The organism is Rikenella microfusus DSM 15922 (assembly GCF_000427365.1).
In the GTDB taxonomy this organism is placed as follows: domain Bacteria; phylum Bacteroidota; class Bacteroidia; order Bacteroidales; family Rikenellaceae; genus Rikenella; species Rikenella microfusus.
The window spans coordinates 1,724,124-1,743,510 of sequence record NZ_KE386488.1; the positions used below are offsets into that span (position 1 = coordinate 1,724,124).

General features: G+C 58.9%; 17 protein-coding genes. 15 read left to right on the forward strand and 2 right to left on the reverse strand.

The features are described 5' to 3' along the window. Positions 1–52 precede the first annotated feature (52 nt). Positions 53–1,303, forward strand: coding sequence for a phospho-N-acetylmuramoyl-pentapeptide-transferase (gene mraY, locus RIKMI_RS0108215; protein ID WP_027291220.1), 1,251 nt, complete (start codon positions 53–55; stop codon positions 1,301–1,303). Between the two features lie 17 nt (positions 1,304–1,320). Here the strand turns inward: mraY and RIKMI_RS14345 are convergent, their stop codons facing one another. Both RIKMI_RS14345 and RIKMI_RS0108225 read right to left on the reverse strand, forming a co-directional pair. After that, a complete protein-coding gene (locus RIKMI_RS14345) occupies positions 1,321–2,073 on the reverse strand; it encodes a prolipoprotein diacylglyceryl transferase (protein ID WP_051214435.1) in 753 nt (250 codons plus the stop codon). Between the two features lie 120 nt (positions 2,074–2,193). Continuing rightward, complete coding sequence (locus RIKMI_RS0108225) at positions 2,194–2,568, reverse strand: hypothetical protein (RefSeq protein ID WP_156877459.1); 375 nt, start codon at positions 2,566–2,568, stop codon at positions 2,194–2,196. A 1,218-nt stretch (positions 2,569–3,786) separates the two neighbouring features. Here RIKMI_RS0108225 and RIKMI_RS0108230 point away from each other — a divergent pair. The 14 genes from RIKMI_RS0108230 (at position 3,787) to ftsA (ending at position 19,366) form a co-directional block, all read left to right on the forward strand. Next, positions 3,787–4,506, forward strand: coding sequence for a zinc metallopeptidase (locus RIKMI_RS0108230; RefSeq protein WP_245584952.1), 720 nt, complete (start codon positions 3,787–3,789; stop codon positions 4,504–4,506). Positions 4,507–4,703: 197 nt separating this feature from the next. Then, positions 4,704–5,798, forward strand: a complete 1,095-nt coding sequence (gene prfA, locus RIKMI_RS0108235; protein ID WP_027291223.1) for a peptide chain release factor 1 — start codon at positions 4,704–4,706, stop codon at positions 5,796–5,798. A gap of 107 nt (positions 5,799–5,905) precedes the next feature. Continuing rightward, positions 5,906–6,340 (forward strand): hypothetical protein, encoded by a 435-nt coding sequence (locus tag RIKMI_RS14875; RefSeq protein WP_115356445.1) that lies wholly within the window; start codon positions 5,906–5,908, stop codon positions 6,338–6,340. Positions 6,341–6,344: 4 nt separating this feature from the next. Further along, positions 6,345–6,602 carry a DUF2752 domain-containing protein gene (locus RIKMI_RS13495; protein WP_037291731.1) on the forward strand — a complete coding sequence of 86 codons (258 nt, stop codon included), beginning with the start codon at positions 6,345–6,347 and terminating at the stop codon, positions 6,600–6,602. Positions 6,603–6,826: 224 nt separating this feature from the next. After that, positions 6,827–7,654: an orotidine-5'-phosphate decarboxylase gene (pyrF, locus tag RIKMI_RS0108250; RefSeq protein WP_027291225.1), complete on the forward strand. Its 828-nt coding sequence runs from the start codon at positions 6,827–6,829 to the stop codon at positions 7,652–7,654. A gap of 81 nt (positions 7,655–7,735) precedes the next feature. Next, complete coding sequence (gene aspA / locus RIKMI_RS0108255) at positions 7,736–9,169, forward strand: aspartate ammonia-lyase (protein ID WP_027291226.1); 1,434 nt, start codon at positions 7,736–7,738, stop codon at positions 9,167–9,169. 8 nt (positions 9,170–9,177) lie between these two features. Further along, on the forward strand, positions 9,178–10,413 hold the full coding sequence (locus RIKMI_RS13500) for an MFS transporter (RefSeq protein WP_336433349.1): 1,236 nt from the start codon (positions 9,178–9,180) through the stop codon (positions 10,411–10,413). A gap of 3 nt (positions 10,414–10,416) precedes the next feature. Further along, positions 10,417–10,584 carry a hypothetical protein gene (locus tag RIKMI_RS15280; RefSeq protein WP_336433350.1) on the forward strand — a complete coding sequence of 56 codons (168 nt, stop codon included), beginning with the start codon at positions 10,417–10,419 and terminating at the stop codon, positions 10,582–10,584. A gap of 198 nt (positions 10,585–10,782) precedes the next feature. Then, entirely contained in the window at positions 10,783–11,802 is a 1,020-nt protein-coding gene (locus RIKMI_RS0108265) for a WG repeat-containing protein (protein ID WP_084135233.1), read from the forward strand. 147 nt (positions 11,803–11,949) lie between these two features. Beyond that, on the forward strand, positions 11,950–13,485 hold the full coding sequence (locus RIKMI_RS13505) for an FtsW/RodA/SpoVE family cell cycle protein (protein WP_051214436.1): 1,536 nt from the start codon (positions 11,950–11,952) through the stop codon (positions 13,483–13,485). Next, positions 13,478–14,641 (forward strand): undecaprenyldiphospho-muramoylpentapeptide beta-N-acetylglucosaminyltransferase, encoded by a 1,164-nt coding sequence (gene murG / locus RIKMI_RS0108275; protein ID WP_037292388.1) that lies wholly within the window; start codon positions 13,478–13,480, stop codon positions 14,639–14,641. Before RIKMI_RS13505 ends, murG begins: the two co-directional genes overlap by 8 nt. Beyond that, on the forward strand, positions 14,628–16,019 hold the full coding sequence (gene murC / locus RIKMI_RS0108280) for a UDP-N-acetylmuramate--L-alanine ligase (RefSeq protein ID WP_027291229.1): 1,392 nt from the start codon (positions 14,628–14,630) through the stop codon (positions 16,017–16,019). Before murG ends, murC begins: the two co-directional genes overlap by 14 nt. A gap of 970 nt (positions 16,020–16,989) precedes the next feature. After that, positions 16,990–17,856: a cell division protein FtsQ/DivIB gene (locus tag RIKMI_RS0108290; RefSeq protein ID WP_027291230.1), complete on the forward strand. Its 867-nt coding sequence runs from the start codon at positions 16,990–16,992 to the stop codon at positions 17,854–17,856. Further along, positions 17,846–19,366 carry a cell division protein FtsA gene (gene ftsA, locus RIKMI_RS0108295; RefSeq protein ID WP_027291231.1) on the forward strand — a complete coding sequence of 507 codons (1,521 nt, stop codon included), beginning with the start codon at positions 17,846–17,848 and terminating at the stop codon, positions 19,364–19,366. Before RIKMI_RS0108290 ends, ftsA begins: the two co-directional genes overlap by 11 nt. The last annotated feature ends 21 nt before the right edge of the window (positions 19,367–19,387 follow it).

The following is a 19,387-nucleotide window of genomic DNA, read 5'->3' on the forward strand; positions in this document are numbered from 1 at the left end:
AAAAGCGTGGGCGATTGATTATCTTTGCGGACGGAATTGCCAGAAACAGACCATGATTTACCATATCGCCGAGTATCTCGACCGCGCCATAGACCTGCCCGGAGCAGGGATGTTCAATTACATATCTTTCCGTTCGGCCATGGCCATCGTCTTCTCGCTGCTGATCGGGATGGTCTTCGGCAAGAGCATCATCCGGCTGCTCCAGCGCCGTCAGATCGGCGAGGAGATTCGCAATCTCGGCCTCGAGGGGCAGCTCCAGAAAAAGGGAACCCCCACCATGGGCGGCCTGATCATCCTGGCGGCCATACTCGTCCCCGTGCTGTTGTTCGCCGACCTGACCAACATCTACGTGCAGCTGATGCTCGCCACGACCGTCTGGTTAGGGCTGCTGGGATTCCTCGACGACTACATCAAAGTATTCCGGAAGAAAAAAGAGGGGCTGAACGGACGGTTCAAGATTCTGGGACAGGTCATGCTGGGCCTGGTAGTCGGCACTACCATGTGGGCCAGCCCGCAGATCGTTTCGCGCGAACCTTCCACCTCGCGTACCGCCGATGCCGAACGCGTGGAGGCTATGGATCTGGGGAACCAGCGTAAAGTCATTTACCTGACCCCCGCCGAAAAATCCACCGCCACTACCGTCCCGTTTTTCAAGAACAGCGAACTCGATTACCGGGATCTGATTCCCGTCGAAGGCCAGTTCGGCGATACGCTGGGATGGCTGTTTTACGTGCTGGTCGCCGTCTGCATCATCACCGCCGTCTCGAACGGGGCCAACCTGACGGACGGTCTGGACGGTCTGGCGGCGGGCGTGTCGGCCGCCATAGGCGTGGTGCTGGGGATATTGGCTTATCTGTCCGGCAACGTGATTTATGCCGATTACCTGAGCATTATGAATATTCCCGGCTCGGGGGAACTGCTCGTTTTCGCCGGGGCATTCGTCGGGGCGTTGCTCGGTTTCCTGTGGTACAACTCCTATCCGGCCCAGGTGTTCATGGGCGATACCGGGTCGCTGGCCATCGGAGGCATTATCGCCACGTTCGCGCTGCTGATCCGCAAAGAATTGCTGCTGCCCATCCTGTGCGGCATCTTCGTCGTGGAGAGCGCCTCGGTAATCATACAGGTCGTCTGGTTCAAATATACCAAACATAAGTACGGCGAAGGACGGCGGGTGTTCCTGATGTCGCCGCTGCATCACCATTACCAGAAAAAAGGCTATTTCGAAGTCAAGATCGTCACCCGATTCTGGATCGTCCAGTTGCTGCTGGCCGCCATTACGCTGATGACCCTCAAAATCCGGTAGCCGATTCTTCCGGTCCGCTACTCTCCGGCCCGGAGCCGTCCGAGGCGGACGTTTCTCCATACGGCATATCCCGAAAGCATCATCGCCAGGCCGATCCATTGCGAAAACGAAAGACCCGGCAGCAGATCGCCGCGCGAGTCCGCCCGCAGGAATTCGAGCAGGAATCTGCCGGCGCCGTATCCGACTAAATAGACCGACGGGCGGTAACGGAACGGCGTACGGCGGAACAAAATCCAGAAAAGCAGGAAATTCAATGCGGCTTCGAACAGTTGCGTCGGGTAGAGCGGCTGTGGGCCGAAACGGGCGAAAGCCTCGCTGCCCGGCGGATAGACGACGCCGATCCATTTCGGTGCCGGAGCGCCGTAACAGCATCCTCCCAGAAAACAGCCGATCCGTCCGAACGCATGGGCCAGCGGTACGGCCGGTATCGACATGCACAATACGGGGAAAAGCCGTTGGCGCGTTATCCGGATGCCGAGCAGGGATACGGTTCCGCCCGCGAGCAGGCCGCCGAGAAACGTGGAGCCGCCGTAAACCAGGTTTTCCCATGTGAGCGGCCGTTGCTGTACGATCTGTTCCGCGACGTGCGCTCCGGCGATGCCGGCCAGCACCGAAACCGTCAGGACGGTCATCAGGTCGGCTTCGTGGCGGAAATAACGTCTTGTTTCGATCTCTTTGACCAGATACAAAAGGGCCGCCAGGATACCGAGACCCAGCAGAATATTGTAGAGCCACAGCTCTTCTCCGCAGATATGGATGGACTGGTACATAACGAATGGATTGGTCGGCGCCGGGGCGGGCCGTGCTGTTCCGTATCGCGAACAAAAACCCCCGCTATCGGCCGCGGATGGCGAAAGCGAGGGAATGTTCGTTCAGGTTCGGGAGCTTTCCTACGCCTCTACGCACTCTTTTTTCTGCGTCAGCGCGAGGATGCCGCCGATCACGGCCAGGATGAACGCGATCAGGGCCAGAACGCTGAACATCGCGATGGTTTCGATCAGCATCAGCAGGGCGGCCACGAGCAGGCAGGCTCCCGATGCGGTCGGGTTCGATTTGCCCATGATGCCTCCGACAAGTCCCAGTATCGGCGCGGCGAAAGCCATGAATATCATGAAACCGCCGACTCCGGCTCCGGCGCCCAGCGTTCCGACGGTTACGGCCGTCGCACAGACCGTCGCGCACAGAGCGGCCGGAAGGCCCAGCGCGAAGACAAGCACGCCCATGACGATGGGGGCGGACGATGTACCACGTTGAATTGTTGCCATATCTGATGAGTTTAAGGTTTGTTACAAATATAATAATTGTTTTTATTTGTCCGAAGCCTTTTCTTGAAAAACAACGATTCCTCGGCCGGGAACTCGGAGGCGGCCGACTGTCTGAATCCGGACTTCCGACGGTCGCCGGATATTTCCTTAACGAAAAGCCCAGAGCCTGCAAGGGTTGGGGATATTACAAGCCGGTTCGGGTGTCGGGCTGGCTGCTATGCGGGCAATTAAACCGTACAATTTTTATTTAATGCGATTCTTCTGAATCGTCGTGCCTCCGGGCACTCCTTTGCTCCGATAAGGTGGGGGCGAAGCCGATAAATCAGGTTGTTTAATTGTGTAATTAATTATATCGGTCGGAGCCAGAGGGGCCGCAACAAGCATCGCGCAGTTGCAGGCCTACGTCAGGGGTGGCTCCGGGCTGACTAAGGGAGAACATTGAAATAAACTGTACGGTTTAAAATTCCCTTTTCCCGTTCGTTTAGTGGGTAGAGACTGCCAACCCGGGAATGTGCGATTTTCCGTTCCGACGGGAGTCGGGAACGGGGAATCGCATTCCCGGCGAGTTTTTTGCCTTCTTTTTTGCTCGCCCAAAAAAGAAGGTGCCCCGCCGGCATGAGGCGTCCGGAGAAACCGGTGCCCCTGCGGCACGAGAGAACGAAGAAAAACAAACGCCCGTCGGCGAAAGATATGACAATTAAACCTACAGTTATTTTTCATTCGGGTCGGACGTCCGGGAGACCGCCCCGAGCGTGCGAGGGTTGCGGGCCTCCCGTGGGGAGGCGTCCGGCCCGCCCGCTAACGCGGATTCTTCACAAAGAACCGTACGGTTTTAATTCAGTTTTCCGCTCCTTCGTTTCGGCTCGGCGTCGGACGGCATGAGGCGGGCAAATCCGGGCAAAAGACCCGGAGGGTCCGGCGCGAGCTGAAAAACAATGTATGCCGGTTAATTTACAGACCTGCGGCCCGGTACCAACGGTTCCGCCGGGCATTTCGACCGGGAGCTTTTTACCCGGGAGTAGGAGCGGGTCGAAAGCCGTTGAAAGTCGGTCATACGGATAAAACCGCCTAAGGCCGTATATACTTTATCATTCTCTTTATTATATTTGTCCCGCGGGCGTGGACCGTGCGCGTTGCCGGAACGGAAAATCCGCGAAAGAAGATACGAAGCACAGGCCTGCTTTCGTTTTATTCAAAAACAATAGTTTAGCATCCAGCATGACACTGTTAGCGACCAGTCAGAGTTTTTTCGGCTCCATGGGACCCGAATTCCTGCTTATCATCATTATCGGCATCGCCGGCTTTATCGTACAGGCGCGGCTCCAGAGCGTATTCAATAAATATGCGCAGGTCCCGTTCGCCGGAGGGCTGACAGGCAAGGACGTGGCCGAAAAGATGCTGCGGGACAACGGAATCACCGACGTCAAGGTTACCCATACCCCCGGCCAGCTGACCGACCATTTCAATCCGGCCAACAAAACGGTGAACCTCAGCGATGCCGTGTACGCCAGCAATTCGGTGGCCGCCGCCGCCGTGGCCGCCCACGAATGCGGGCATGCCGTACAGCACGCCGTGGGGTACGCTCCGCTGAAGATGCGTTCGGCGCTGGTGCCGGTAACGTCGTTTTCGTCCCGGTTCGCCATCTTTTTCATCATCGGCGGCATCATCATGGCGGGCGTTTCCCAGTCGCTGGTACTTTTTTGGATCGGCATCGCGATGATCGCGGTTTCGGCCCTGTTCAGCGTCGTGACCCTGCCGGTGGAATACGACGCCTCGCGGCGGGCGCTGGCCTGGCTCGAAGGACAGCACATCCTGACTTCGCAGCAGCAGAATCAGGCTAAGGAAGCCCTGATGTGGGCCGCGCGTACCTATCTGGTGGCCGCCCTGTCGGCGATCGCCACGCTGCTGTATTACATCGGTCTGGCACGGCGGGATTAGGCCGCGGCTCCTGACGGGTTGCCGATCCGCAGAACCGCCGGGCCAGCGGCCAGCGGCTTTACCGCTGGCCGCAATAGATCGGACAGTACATCCGGGCCGTTCCTGTATGCGGGAGCGGCCTTTTTCGTATCCGTATCGAATGAGGCGGAAAAAACGTATCTTTGCATCCGAAATATTGACGGAAGGACTTTACATCTATGGCAGACAACACCATACTGGCCAAACTGGAGGGTATCCGGGAAAAGTACGCATCGATCTCCGAACAGATCACCGATCCGGAGGTGATGAGCGACATGAAACGGTATATCCAGCTCAACAAGGAATATAAGGAACTGGGACCGATCGTCGAGGCGGCGGATAAGTACCGCACGGCGATAGCGAACCTGCAGGAGGCCAAAGATATATTAGCCAACGAGAAGGACGAGGAGATGCGTGAAATGGCCCGGGGCGAGATCGAGGAGCTGGAACCGAAAATCGCGCAGCTGGAAGAGGACATCAAACTGATGCTGATCCCGGCCGACCCGCAGGACAGTAAGAATGCGATCGTGGAGATCCGCGGCGGTGCGGGCGGCGACGAGGCGGCCATTTTCGCCGGAGATCTGCTGCGCATGTACCTCAAGTTTTTCGAACGCAAAGGCTGGAAAGCCGAAATCAACAGCGAGAGCGAAGGGACTTCGGGCGGATACAAGGAGGTGGTGCTCAAGGTGACGGGCGAGAATGTGTACGGGACGTTGAAATACGAGTCGGGCGTACACCGCGTGCAGCGCGTGCCGCAGACCGAAACGCAGGGGCGCGTGCATACCTCGGCGGCGTCGGTGGCCGTGTTGCCCGAAGCCGAAGAGTTCGACATCGACCTGAAAATGGAGGATATCCGCAAGGATACGTTCTGCGCCAGCGGCCCCGGCGGACAGTCGGTGAATACGACCTATTCCGCGATCCGCCTGACCCATATCCCGACGGGGATCGTGGTGCAGTGCCAGGACCAGAAGTCGCAGCTCAAGAATTTCGACAAGGCGCTGGAGGAGCTGCGGACGCGGATTTATAACCTCGAATACCAGAAATACCTGGACGAAATCTCGTCCAAACGCAAGACGATGGTTTCGACGGGCGACCGTTCGGCGAAGATCCGTACTTACAATTATCCGCAGGGCCGCATGACGGACCATCGTATCGGTTACACGATGTATAACCTGCCGGCGTTCATGGACGGGGATATCCAGGAGTGCATCGACAAGCTCCAGTTCGCCGAGAATGCCGAACGGTTGGCGGCGGCCGCGCAGGAGGAAGCCTGACGTCCGGTCCGGAGGGGAAAAATGACGATTATTCGGGACGAAATGTCTTTTGTCCCGAATTTTTGTTACTTTTAAATCGGTTTATTCACATCAAAAACGTTTTCTTTATGGATAATTTCAACGAAAATCAGCCTCAGCAGCAGGAACAGCAGGCTTCGTTCCAGCCTCAGCCGGAACAGCCGCAGTATCAACCACCCGTACAACCTCAGGCTCAGCCGCAGTATCAATACCAGCAGCCGGGTGCGCCGCAGCAGAAACCGACGGTACCCAACGCGGTGGCGACGCTGGTGCTGGGGATTCTGGCCGTGATTACCTCGTGCTATTTTGTCGGAGTCATCTTCGGGATTATCGGGTTGGTACTCGGTAACAAGGGGAAACAGGCCTACAATGCCAACCCGTCGGCTTATGCGGGTTACGGAATGCTGAACGCGGGCTTCATCTGCTCGATCATCGGTACGGCGATCGGCGGGCTGATGTTCCTGATCGGCCTGATAATGGGCGGCATCGGCGCGTTGAGCAGCGGAATCTGGGCCTTTCTTTAACGAAATGGCCGGACAGGCGCTGTCGATGCCGTGCGGCTATAAGCAGTATCTGGGTTTCGATTGCCCGTTCTGCGGCAGCCAGCGTTCGGTATTGCTTTTGTTGCAGGGCAGGTTCCGGGAGAGTTTCCTGATGTTTCCCGCTTTGCTGCCGCTGGCGGTTACGCCGCTGTTCATCGGGCGGAAAAGCGCGTTGCATATCGTGCTTTGGTTCGATCTGGCGGTCGTGATCGGCAGTTGGCTGTTACGGTTGCTGCTGGCGTAGGCAAGACGGACGCGCTGTCCGAAATTATTTTTTCCAAAGGGCCTTCAAGGGCCCTTTTTTGTCTATCTTTGCTTAATTAAAATGTACGGTTTCTAGTATGAGGCCGCGGCCTGCGGAGGAACGACGAGCGGACGCGAGTTACGGGCCTCCGCTGCCCGGAGGCTGCGGCCCGTCCGCTGGCGCGGAAACATTATTTTAACCGTACGATTAAAAAGCAGAGAGATATGACATCGCAGGAGTTATTCGAGCAGATACGGAGCAAGCGCAGTTTTTTGTGCGTAGGTCTCGACACCGATTTGAAGAAAGTGCCCCAGCATCTGTTGGCAGGCGACGATCCCATTTTCGAGTTCAACAAAGCCATAATCGACGCCACCGCCCCCTACTGCGTCAGTTACAAGCCCAACCTCGCCTTTTACGAAGCTGCCGGGACGAAAGGGTGGAACGCGCTGGTGAAAACCGTGAGATACCTGCGCGGGCATTATCCCGAGCAATTCATCATCGCCGACGCCAAACGCGGCGATATAGGCAACACCTCGCAGATGTACGCACGCGTTTTCTTTCAGGAGATGGACTTCGACGCCGTGACCCTCTCCCCTTATATGGGCAGCGACACCGCCGAACCCTTCTACTCCTATGCCGGGAAATGGGCTGTACTGCTCGCCTTGACCTCCAACGCCTCGGCCCGCGACTTCGAAACCCTGAAGCTCGAAAACGGCGAGATGCTTTATGAACGCGTGCTGAGAACCTCGATGGATTGGGGTACGGAAGACAATACCATGTACGTCGTCGGCGCCACCCAGGCCGCCCAGTTAGGCAGCGTGCGGGCCATCGTACCCGACCATTTTCTGCTTGTGCCCGGCGTCGGGGCGCAGGGCGGATCGCTCGAAGAGGTCGCCCGCTACGGGATGAACAAACGCTGCGGATTGTTGGTCAATTCTTCGCGCGGCATCATTTACGCCTCCGGCGGGCGCGACTTCGCCGAAGCCGCCGGGCATGCGGCCGCGCAACTGCAAAGCCAAATGTCGATGCTGTTGCAAAAGGCCGGTTTATAGAGATTCCGAGAATGTCTCGCCAACGGGAACTTTCCCGTTACCGGATACGAATAGGATAAACTAAAAATATATAAAAACGAGATGGACATCACCAAAATGCCGTTGTCGGGCAAAACCCGCAAGGAACACGACCTGCTGGGCGAACTGGAAATTCCCGAAGAATACTATTTCGGCGTGCAGACCATGCGTGCGCTGGACAATTTCCACATCAGCCGCGTGAGGCTCTGCATGTATCCCTACTTCATCAAGGCCCTGGCCATGGTCAAGGAAGCGGCCGCCAAAGCCAACCGCGATCTCGGCGAAATCAAGCCCGAAGTGGCCGACGCCATCATCGAGGCATGCCATGAGGTGGAGCAGGGCAAACTCGACGCGCAGTTCGTGGTGGACATGGTGCAGGGCGGTGCCGGCACCTCCACCAATATGAACGCCAACGAGGTGATCGCCAACCGGGCGCTGGAAATCCTGGGGCATAAACGCGGAGAGTACCAGTATTGCCACCCGAACAACGACGTGAACCACTCGCAGTCCACCAACGATGCCTACCCGACCGCCGTGAAGATCGCCCTGATCTTCCAGACGACCGACCTGATCGCATCGCTCAAGGAGCTGATCGGGGCATTCAACGCCAAAGGCATCGAATTCGCCGACGTCATCAAAATGGGCCGCACCCAGTTGCAGGACGCCGTGCCGATGACCCTCGGCCAGGAGTTCGACGCCTACGCGGCCAACCTGGCCGAAGAGATCGACCGGCTCGAACAGAACGCCAGGCTGCTGCTGGAAGTCAATATGGGCGCCACGGCGATCGGGACCGGAATCAACGCCGATCCGCAGTACAGCCAGATCTGTATCAAATACCTGCGCGAGATCACCGGCCTGCCCGTGCAGGCGGCCAGCAACATGATCGAAGCCACGAACGACACCGGCGCTTTCGTCATCTATTCCTCGGCCGTGAAACGGATGGCCGTGAAGCTGTCGAAAATCTGCAACGACCTGCGCCTGCTTTCGTCGGGGCCGCGCACCGGGCTGAACGAGATCAACCTGCCGCCGATGCAGCCCGGCTCGTCGATCATGCCCGGCAAGGTCAATCCGGTGATTCCGGAGGTAGTGAACCAGATCGCTTACAAAGTGATCGGGAACGACCTGACCGTGACCATGGCCGCCGAAGCGGGACAGCTGGAGTTGAACGTGATGGAACCGATCATCGTGTACAGCATCCTGGAATCGATCGTGATGATGGAAAACGGAATGAACACCCTGCGCGAAAAGTGCATCCTCGGCATTACGGCCAACAAGGAACGCTGCCGCGACATGGTTTACCACAGCATCGGGCTGGTCACCGCCCTGAACCCCTATCTGGGCTACGAAACTTCGACCGAACTGGCCAAAGAGGCCCTCGCGACCGGCAAAGGCATCTACAACCTCGTGCTGGAGAAGAAGCTGATGTCGAAAGACGAGCTGGACAATATCCTGCGGCCGGAAAACATGGTCAAGCCGCGTAAATTCCTGCGCAAATAGGGCGGCCGATGGTAGAGAAGATCCAACGTAAAATGTCCGAATCGCGCAGCGCCCGGTGGATCGTGCTGCTGATGGTCTCGCTGACCATGATGTGCGGCTACTTCCTGACCGACGTGCTCGCGCCGCTCAAAGGGCTGCTGATCGAGCTGTTCCATTGGGACAATACCGACTTCGGCCTGTTCAACAGCGGCTACGGGTGGTTCAACATCTTCCTGCTGATGCTCATATTCGGCGGCATGGTGCTGGACAAACTGGGAGCGCGCTTCACCGGCGTGCTCTCCGTGGGCGTGATGCTCGTCGGGATCGGGATCAAGTATTATGCGATCGGATTCATGGATCCGTCCCGCACGGTCGATTTCTGGTTTTTCGGGGCGCAGACCCTGAAAGCGCAGGTGCTGGCCGCTTCGCTCGGATACGCCCTGTTCGCCGTCGGTTACGAAACCATAGGCATCACGGCCAACAAGATCGTCGTGCGGTGGTTCAAAGGCAGGGAACTCGCCTTCGCTCTGGGGATGAACGTCGCGTTCGCCCGTATGGGAACCTTCCTCGCGCTGGCCCTGCCGCTGCCGATCGCCAAGGCGTTCGGCAATTCGGTCAGCACGCCGATCCTCTTCGGTATGATCCTGCTGCTGCTCGGCTTCCTGACCTTTCTGGTCTATATCGTCATGGACCGCAGACTCGACAGCGAGCGGGCGCAGGAGGGGCTGGCCGACGACGAACGGTTCCGGTTCCGGGATATCTTCTCGATCTTCCGCATACGCGCATTCTGGTATATCGCCCTGTTATGCCTGCTGTTCTACGCCGCCGTGCACCCGTTCGTGAAATTCGCGGTCGATCTGGTCGTACAGAAATTCGGCGTGGCCGGCGAGTACTCCGGGCTGATACCCTCCCTGCTGCCGGTCGGGACGCTGGTGCTGACCCCTCTGTTCGGGAGCATCTACGACCGCCGGGGCAAAGGCGCGTCGATGATGATCTGGGGGGCGTTGATGCTCGTATTCGTGTATGCCGGATTCGCCATCCCGTGGGTCGATCACTGGGCGGCGGCCGTGGTGCTGGTCATCATTCTCGGCGTGGCATTTTCGCTGGTACCGTCGGCCATGTGGCCGTCGGTGCCGAAAATCATTCCGGAACACGAACTGGGGACGGCCTACGCCCTGATCTTCTGGGTGCAGAACTGGGGGCTTGCCGGTGTGCCGCTGCTGATCGGATGGGCGCTCGACAAATGGGGGACGCTGCCGCCGTAGACGGTGGACGGCGCGTCCGTTCCGCGTTACGATTACACCGTGCCGATGCTGATCTTCCTGGCCCTGGGATTGCTGGCGGTCTTGTTCGGCGTTCTGCTCAAGCGCGAAGACAAACGGAAAGGCTACGGCCTCCAGAAACCCAACATCGTCCGGCAGACTACTGACAATTAATATATTCCGGATACCGTCCGGACGCTGACAAAAAATAGGGACGGATATTGGTTAATTGGAAAATCCTTCCTACTTTTGTCGGGTAAGAGGACATTTGTCCTCTCTTTGTTCGTATTCGTAATTGTGTCGGAAATTATTTTTATAATAATTTTTACTGACGCTATTTTGATTCAGCATTAAACAGATACAACCTCAGATATGAAACATCTATTACTCTCGTTGTCCGTACTTTTCGTGGCGGTGTCGGCCCGGGGTCAGGGGGGCGAGGTGATGCAGCCCGGCGTGTACCAGGACGGCATCTCCGTGGTGAAGCAGAACGGTAAATACGGCCTGATCGACGTGACGCACCGGGTGTTCACTCCGGTGATCTACGAAAGCATATCCCCGTTTACGGACGGGCTGGCCAAAGTGAAGCGCGACGGACGCTACGGTTTCGTCAATACGCTGGGGCTTGAAGTGGTGGCTCCGGTTTACGACTCCATCACCCCGTTCCGGAACGGCGTCGCCAAGGTCAAGAAAAACGGTTATTACGGTCTGATCGACCGTTCGGGGCGCGAAGTGGCCAGCGTGAGCTACGATGTCATCACCGATTTCGAAGACGGGGTGGCCAAGATATGGAAACGCGGGCGATGCGGCCTGATCAGCATTTCGGGGTACGAACTGGCGCCGTGCGTGTATAATGCCATCGACGAATTCGTGAACAAAATCGCCATGGTGTATAAAGACGGGCGTTTCGGCCTGATCGACAATGCGGGGAACCAGATCGCCCAGCCGATTTACAAGGAGATCGCCCCGTTCGACGAAAACGGCCTGGCGTTCGCTTCGCGCGACGGGAAATACGGGTACCTCTCGTATATGGGCGACGAGATCATTCCGGTGCAATACGACGAGATTTCCAACTTCATCGACGGCGTGGCCCGCGTTTCCAAAAACGGCCGGTACGGTTTCGTGAATACGCTCGGCCAGGAATTCATTACCACGATTTATGACAGCGCGACGGCTTTTTCGAACGGTCTGGCGGTCGTGGAGAGCAACGGGAGGTTCGGTGTCGTGGATATCCAGGGCCGGACGGTGGTTCCCTGCAACTACGCCACGCGGGAAGATGCCGTGAAGGCATTCGACAACCTGACGATCGTGAAGAAAGACAAGAACAAAGACCAGGCTGCGGCCTCGTCCAAGAAGGGGACTACGAAAGCGGCGGTGAAAAGCGCTAAATAACGGAGTGTTATCCGTTGTGTACGGGCGGCCCGGAGTATTCTCCGGGCCGCCCGTGTTTACAGGGACGGGCGGATCTGGCTGTCGTCTCCGGCTTCCGGCGGAGAAACCGCAGGAGAGACTCTCGCGGAAAATCAGTAGCTTTGCAGTATGGCGAGAAAAAGGAAACTCCTTCTGTTCCGGGGCGATAAACCGTTGTGGATTATCGTGGCCGCCCTTTTCCTCGTCTCCCTGCTGGTAGTCTATTCGGCCACGGCGGCCATGGCCTACCGCGAAGTGGACGGCAATACGTCGTACTACCTGTTCCGGCAGGCGCGGTTCATCATGATCGGATTTTTCGTAATCATCGTGGTGCACTGGATCGACTACAAATATTACGCCCGGTATGCCAAGGCCCTTTTCCAGCTCAGCGTCGTGCTCGTCATCCTGGCCTACGTCATCGGCGTGTCGCTCAACGATGCCGCCCGCTGGCTCAAGATTCCCGGCCTCGGTTTCACGTTCCAGCCTTCCGAACTGCTCAAAGTGACCCTCGTGGTGGTCATCGCCCAGCAACTGGGCATCCGTCAGGGCGTCATCGCCAAAATCCCCGTCCTGCCTCCGCTGACTCCCGGCGGATGGGGACGCAACCCCCAGCGCAGTTTCGATATCTGGTACAAGACGACCCGGCCGCTGATCCTGCCGATCGTCGTCGCCACCCTCGTGGTGCTCCCCTCCAACTTCTCGACCGCCGCGATTCTGTGGGGAACCTGCATGATCATGCTGATGATCGGTCGTGTGCGGCAGAGCGAACTGAACCGGCTGACGCTCGTGGCCGCAGCCTCTTGTATCGTGATCGTCGGAGGCATGTATGCCGCCGGGGTGGGAAGGGCCGAGACTTGGGTGAACCGTGTGGTGCAGTTCGTCGGACCGACCGAAGCGGTGGCCGACGACAAACAGTCCAGCCAGGACAGCTACCAGGTGCAGCAGGCCGAAATCGCCATCGCATCCGGCGGAGTGATCGGCAAAGGGCCGGGCAACAGCACCCAACGGTCGCAGTTGCCGCATCCGTATTCCGACTTCGCTTATGCTTTCATCATCGAAGAATACGGTATCGTGGGGGGAATCGTCGTCTTTGTTTTGTACCTTTGGATATTCTACCGCGCCGGACTGATCGTGCGCCGGTGCAATCGTCCCTCGCAGGGGCTGATGGTGCTCGGGCTGAGCCTGATCGTCACCATGCAGGCATTCGTGAATATGGCCGTGTCGGTCGGGCTGATGCCGGTTACGGGGCAGCCGCTGCCGTTGATCAGTATGGGCGGTTCGTCGGTATTCTTTACCTGCGTCGCGATGGGAATGATTCTCGGCGTGAGCCGTGAGAGCGAACGGGAACAGCAGGAGGCGGAGGCCAGGTTGCGGCGGGAAACCGAACCGGCGGCAGGAATCGTGCCGGATGACGGTACGCCGGCCGGAGTTGACGTTCCGCTTCCGGCAGAACCTGAGAGCGCGGGACCGTTGGCGGAACCGCTCCGGCGGCCGTTGGTTCCCGTGCGGCAGAGAACGGTCGATACCGCTTCGGAAGAGACCGACGGGGAAGATAACGACGAATTGACGCTGGTCGAACACAGCGACAGTCGGGACGCCTGGGCCGACGACAGTCGGAAAGGGCGGCGCGAAGTGGTCGATTTAATGGATGAACAGCATGAATGACAAACCTTTGCGGGTGATTATCAGCGGCGGCGGCACCGCCGGACATATCTATCCCGCGGTATCGGTGGCCGACGCCTTGCGGGCGGAATTGGGAGACGACGGCGTGCGGATTCTCTTCGTGGGCGCCGAAGGCAAGATGGAGATGGAACGGGTGCCGCAGGCCGGATACGAAATCGTGGGATTGCCCGTGGCCGGACTCCAGCGCCGGCATTTGATATCGGGAGCCAACCTGGCTTTGCCGTTCAAAGTGATGCGGAGCCTGCGGCAGGCGCGGCGGATCGTGAAAGAGTTCCGTCCCGACGTGGCAGCCGGTTTCGGCGGCTATGCCAGTGCGCCGGTATTGTGGGCCGCGCAGCGGATGGGGATTCCCACCGTTATCCAGGAACAGAACTCCTACGCGGGGCTGACCAACCGGTTGCTTTCCAAACGGGCGAAAACGATCTGTACGGCTTACGACGGCATGGAACGCTTCTTCCCTGCGTCGAAAATCGTCCGGACGGGAAACCCGCTGCGGGGCCGTTTCGCCGGTCTTGCGGCACCGTCGGCGGCTGTTTTGCGGGAAGCCTGCGATCATTTCGGTTTTGCGGCCGAAGCGGGAAAGAAAACGCTGTTGGTGGTGGGCGGGAGCCTCGGTACCCGGACGTTGAACCAGTGTATGCTACGATGGCTCGACGCGCTGGAGGGACGGGACGACGTGCAGGTGATTTGGCAGAACGGGAAATATTACGAACCGCAGATCGCGGAAGCCATTGCCGCCCGGCCGGGCGGCCTGCCGGCGAACGTGTGGCGCGGGGCGTTCGTCGAGCGGATGGATCTGGCTTACGCTCTTGCCGACGTGGTGGTGGCGCGGGCCGGGGCCTGTACTGTATCGGAACTGGAGTTGGTGGGACGACCGGTGATTTTCGTGCCGTCGCCCAATGTGGCGGAGGATCACCAGACGCGCAACGCCCAGGCTCTGGCGGCGAAAGAGGCAGCCTTAGTGGTGCGCGACGACGAAGCGGCGGAGAGAGTCGTTCCCCTCGCGCTGGAACTTTTGGCGGACGACGGACGGCGGGCGCGGATGGTGGCGAACATCTCGGCAATGGGACGGCCCGACGCGGCACGCGACGTGGCGAAACAGGTGATCGAAACGGCGAAAAGATATGGCGAAAGATAGGATTTATTTCGTGGGGATCGGCGGTATCGGCATGAGCGCGCTGGCCCGTTATTTCAGACACGAAGGGTGGCAGGTAGCGGGATACGACCGCACGCCGTCGCCCCTGACGGCGGAATTGGAAAAGGAGGGGATCGCGGTGCATTACGAGGATTCGGCGGCCGCGATTCCGGAGGCTTTCCGGGAGGCGTCCCGCACGCGGGTGGTTTATACGCCGGCCGTCCCGCACGACCATGCTGAGCTGAACTGGTTCCTTGGCCGCGGGTTCGAGGTGCTGAAACGGTCGCGGATGCTGGGACTGCTGGGCGAAGGGAAGAATGTGATGGCGGTGGCCGGAACGCACGGCAAGACCACGACTACGACGATGGTCGCCCATTTCAATGCCGTGGCGGCCGGGGAAGGCAGCGCTTTTTTAGGCGGGATTTCCAAAAATTTCGATTCCAATCTGGTGCTGGGGGCGGGTCGGCGAATGGCGGTCGAGGCGGACGAATTCGACCGGTCGTTCCTGCAATTGCACCCGAAAGAGGCGGTCGTTACGTCGGTCGATCCGGACCATCTGGATATTTATGGTACTTACGAGGCTGTGCGCGAGGCGTTCTCGCAGTTCGCGGCTCAGATACGGCCCGAAGGGACTCTGATTCTGAAAAAAGGAATCGACCTGCCGCTCGACAGAAAAGATATACGACAGTACACGTACCATGTAAACGACACCGATGCGGATTTCCGGGCGGAGAATCTGTCGGTGGACGAGGGGGGGTATTACACGTTCGACCTGGTGTTTCCCGACCGGCGCGTCGCGGGATGCCGGCTGGGGATTCCGGGATTGGTGAACGTCGAGAACTGCGTGGCCGCCGCCGCGCTGGTCTGGTGCGAGGGTTTTCGTTCTGACGAGGCTCTGCGGGAGGCGATCGCCACGTTCCGGGGGGTGCGGCGGCGGTTCGATTTTTGGGTGAACGATCCCCGGCGGCCCGCGGGGACGATCTATATGGACGATTATGCGCACCATCCGGCGGAGCTGCGGGCGATGCTGACTTCCGTGAGGAAGATGTTTCCGCGCCGCGAGCTGACGGTGGCGTTCCAGCCGCACCTTTATACGCGGACGCGCGATTTCGCGCCGGAGTTCGCCGAGGTGCTGAGCCTGGCCGACCGTGTGTTGCTGCTGCCGATCTACCCGGCCCGGGAGGAACCGATTCCGGGCGTGACGTCGGAAATGATTTTCGAGGGGGTGACCGCCCCTTACAAGAAGCTGATTCCCAAAGAACGGTTGATGGACGAGGTGGAGGCGTTGCCCGCGGGCGGGGTGCTGGTTACGGCCGGGGCGGGAGATATCGATCGTTTCTGCGTATCGGTGGCGGAGATCGTGCGGCGGAAGAACGGATAAAACGCAGGGCTATGCGCGGGAGGGCAGTGCGGCTTTGGGCGGCGCAGGCCGGTGACGTCGGGTATTCCGACAGAGGTGTTGCTATGCGTCGCAAGGAGAACCGGTATCGATCGGCACACTAACTATCTTTCCGCAGGCTGCGGCTCTTTGTAAAAACATAGGACTATTTAAATCCGAATCGCTCCCGGATGTTCGGATTGTAAATAACCGTAGGTTTAAATGTACTGTCTGTCGCCGACGGGCGTTTGTTTTTTTCACCCGCTCCTGCCGCGAGGGCACCGGTCTCTCCGGACGCCTCATGCCGGCGGGGCATCTCCTTTTTTGCGCGACCAAAAAAGGAGACAAAAAAGTCGCCGGGAATGCGATTCCCCGTTCCCGACTCCCGTCGGATCGGAAAATCGCACATTCCCGGGTCGGCAGCCTTGACCCGTAGAAATACTTTTTAAACCTACTGTTCAATTATCTCATTTATCGGCTTTGCGCCCACCCCCCGAAGCCGCAAAGCGGCTTGGGCGCGAAAGCCGGCGATTCTGAAGAATCGCATAACCTACAAACCGTAGGTTAAAATTAAAGTTCCGCGTAGCGGGCAGCCCGGAGCCACCCCCGGCGCAGGGCTGCAACCTGCCGGTTTTGCCCTCGCTGGCTCCGGGCTTGAATCTGCAAATTAAAAGTACGGTTAAACTAAGTTTCCGCGTCAGCGGGCGGGCCGGACGCCTCCCCTCGGGAGGCCCGCAATCCTCGTAAACTCGGGGCGACCTCCCGGGCGCCCGATCCGAATGAAAAATAACCGTACCGTTAATCGTATCCGCCGGGGATAGCGGGGACTGTTCGCAGTCCCACGGCGGGAACGGCTCCGGCCAGACAGCGGGTCGCTCGATACCGGGCCGCAGCCGGATGAACAAGAGAACAACTTTCGAAGGCCCCCTGTATGAAGGGGCCTGTCCGATTATGAAAAACACGAAACCCGATCATGACTCCCAACGGGCGTAAAATAGTCAATGCGGCGTTGCTGGTGCTGCTGACGGCTTATGCAGTCGTGGCCGTGCGTTATTGTTCCGTGCAGGAGCGGGAATTGAAATGCAAAGGGACGGATATCGTCATCCGGGACAGCGCCCGGTTGAAATTCGTCACGCCCGAAATAGTCCGGCACTGGCTCTCGGACAGCGCCGTGCGGGTGGCGGATATTCCGCTTCGCGAGATCGACGTTTATGCCGTGGAACGATTGATCGAAGGGCAACGTTACGTCTCCCGCGCCGAAGCCTATACGGCGATCGACGGTTTGCTGCATATCGTTCTGGAGCAACGTGAGCCGGTGCTGCGCGTAGTCAGCGAAACCGGCCATAACTTTTATCTGGACAGCACATTGGTACTGCTGCCTCCGCAGTCCGACCCCATGGCCGAAGTGCCCGTGGCGAGCGGTCGTTTGCCCCTGGGTTTCCCGACCGGTTATTTCGGCCCCCTGGATGAAAAAAAGTTTCCCCGGGAGCGGGAATTGTTGCATAATCTGCTTAACTTTGTACATCAGGTAGATACCGATCCTTTCCTGAGCGCCCTGATCGCCCAGGTCTATTACGACGGGAAAGAGGTACGATTATTGCCGCGGGTGGGAAAACAGACGATCCGTTTCGGCGGGATCGCCGATTCGGCGGCTGTCGGAGCCAGATTGCGGAAACTGTCGCGGTTCTATCGCAGGAGTTTCGGCGAAGGATGGTGGCGTTCGGCGACCGAAATCGACCTGAGGTTCCGGGGGCAGGTCGTCTGCAAAGGGATGCCGGCGGAGCGGGAAGTGGCGGAAACTACGAACACAGAGAGCACACACGAGACATATGGACAATAACGAATACGTAGCGGCGGTCGATCTTGGGACAACCAAGGTGGCGATGGCCGTGGGACGCAAAGCCGAGAAGAACAAGATCGAAATCGTCGCGCTGAAAGAGGTGGCCTCCAACGGCGTGATGAAAGGCGACCTGAAGAATATCGAGCAGGCTTCGCAGGTGTTGCGGGAGGTCAAAGCCAAGCTCGAACAGGAGCTGGGCATCGTGGTGCGCGAGGCCTATGTGGGCGTCTCCGGCCAACATATACAGTGCAACCGTACGCAAGGCTACGTGACCGTCCAGAACGTGACCGACGCCGGGGTGACCGAAGTGCGCAAAAGCGATGTCGAACGGCTTATCGACGACCAGCGGAACGCCTCTTTGCCGGCGGGCAAGACCATCATCAGCATCCTGCCGCAGTCCTACACCCTGGACGGCGAAGACGACATCAGCGAGCCGGTGGGCATGGAAGGCCGGAAGCTGGAGGCGAAATTCAACGTCATTATCGGCGAAGAGACAGCCATCGAACGTATCCGGAGGTGTTTCCAGCGCGTGGGCCTCAAATTGGCGGGCATCGTGCTCCAGCCGCTGGCCTCGGCCGAAGCGGTGCTGAGCGACGATGAGAAAGAACTCGGCGTGGCCGTGGTGGACATCGGGGGCGGAACGACCGACATCTGCGTCTATTACGACAAAGTGATCCGTCATCTAGCGGTGATTCCGATCGGCGGTAACATCATCAACAAGGACATCCGCGCCTACGGCATTCTGGAACGGTACGTCGAAAAGCTCAAGACCTCGTTCGGCGAGGCGGTGGCCGAACGGACCCCCGGCGATAAATATATCAACATCCCGAGCGTAAACGGCCAGGCCCCGAAAGAGATCGCGGTACGTACCCTGGCGGGGATCATCGAAGCCCGCATGTACGACATCATCGACTACGTGAAGATCGAGATCGAACGGTGCGGGTTCAAAGGCCGGCTGGGGGCCGGAATCGTGCTGACCGGCGGCGGAGCGAACCTCAGGAACCTCGATCTGCTGTTCAAAATGCACACGGGCATGGACGTGCGGATAGCCCAGCCCGTCACCTATGTGGCATCGGAGTCGGCCGAACTGGTCTCGGCGCCGAAATATTCCACCCTGACGGGGATTATCCTCGACGAGGTGCGCAAAGGGAACCATACCGAAATCGGCGAACAGCCGGCCGTGCAGCCGTCGGCAGACGACAGTGCCGTGCAGACCCAGGCCGCGACCGTCGGATACGGGTACGGCGCGGCCGCGGGCGAACCGGCGGAACCGGGAGCGGACGCCTATGCCCGGCAGCCCTACGACGACGGAACATACGCCCGGCAGGACGGCGACCCGTACGGTACGGGCGTCCAGCAGGACGGCTACGGCATGCAGGGGGACGAAGGTTATGCGGACGACTATCCGGCCGAAGAGGAGTTGCGGGTGCGCAAACCGAAACTCTCGGAAAGGATGAAACGTCTGTTCAGTTCGATGTTCTCCGAAGAGGTCGATGACGACAACTATTAGACGGCCGGTCTTTTCGGGAAA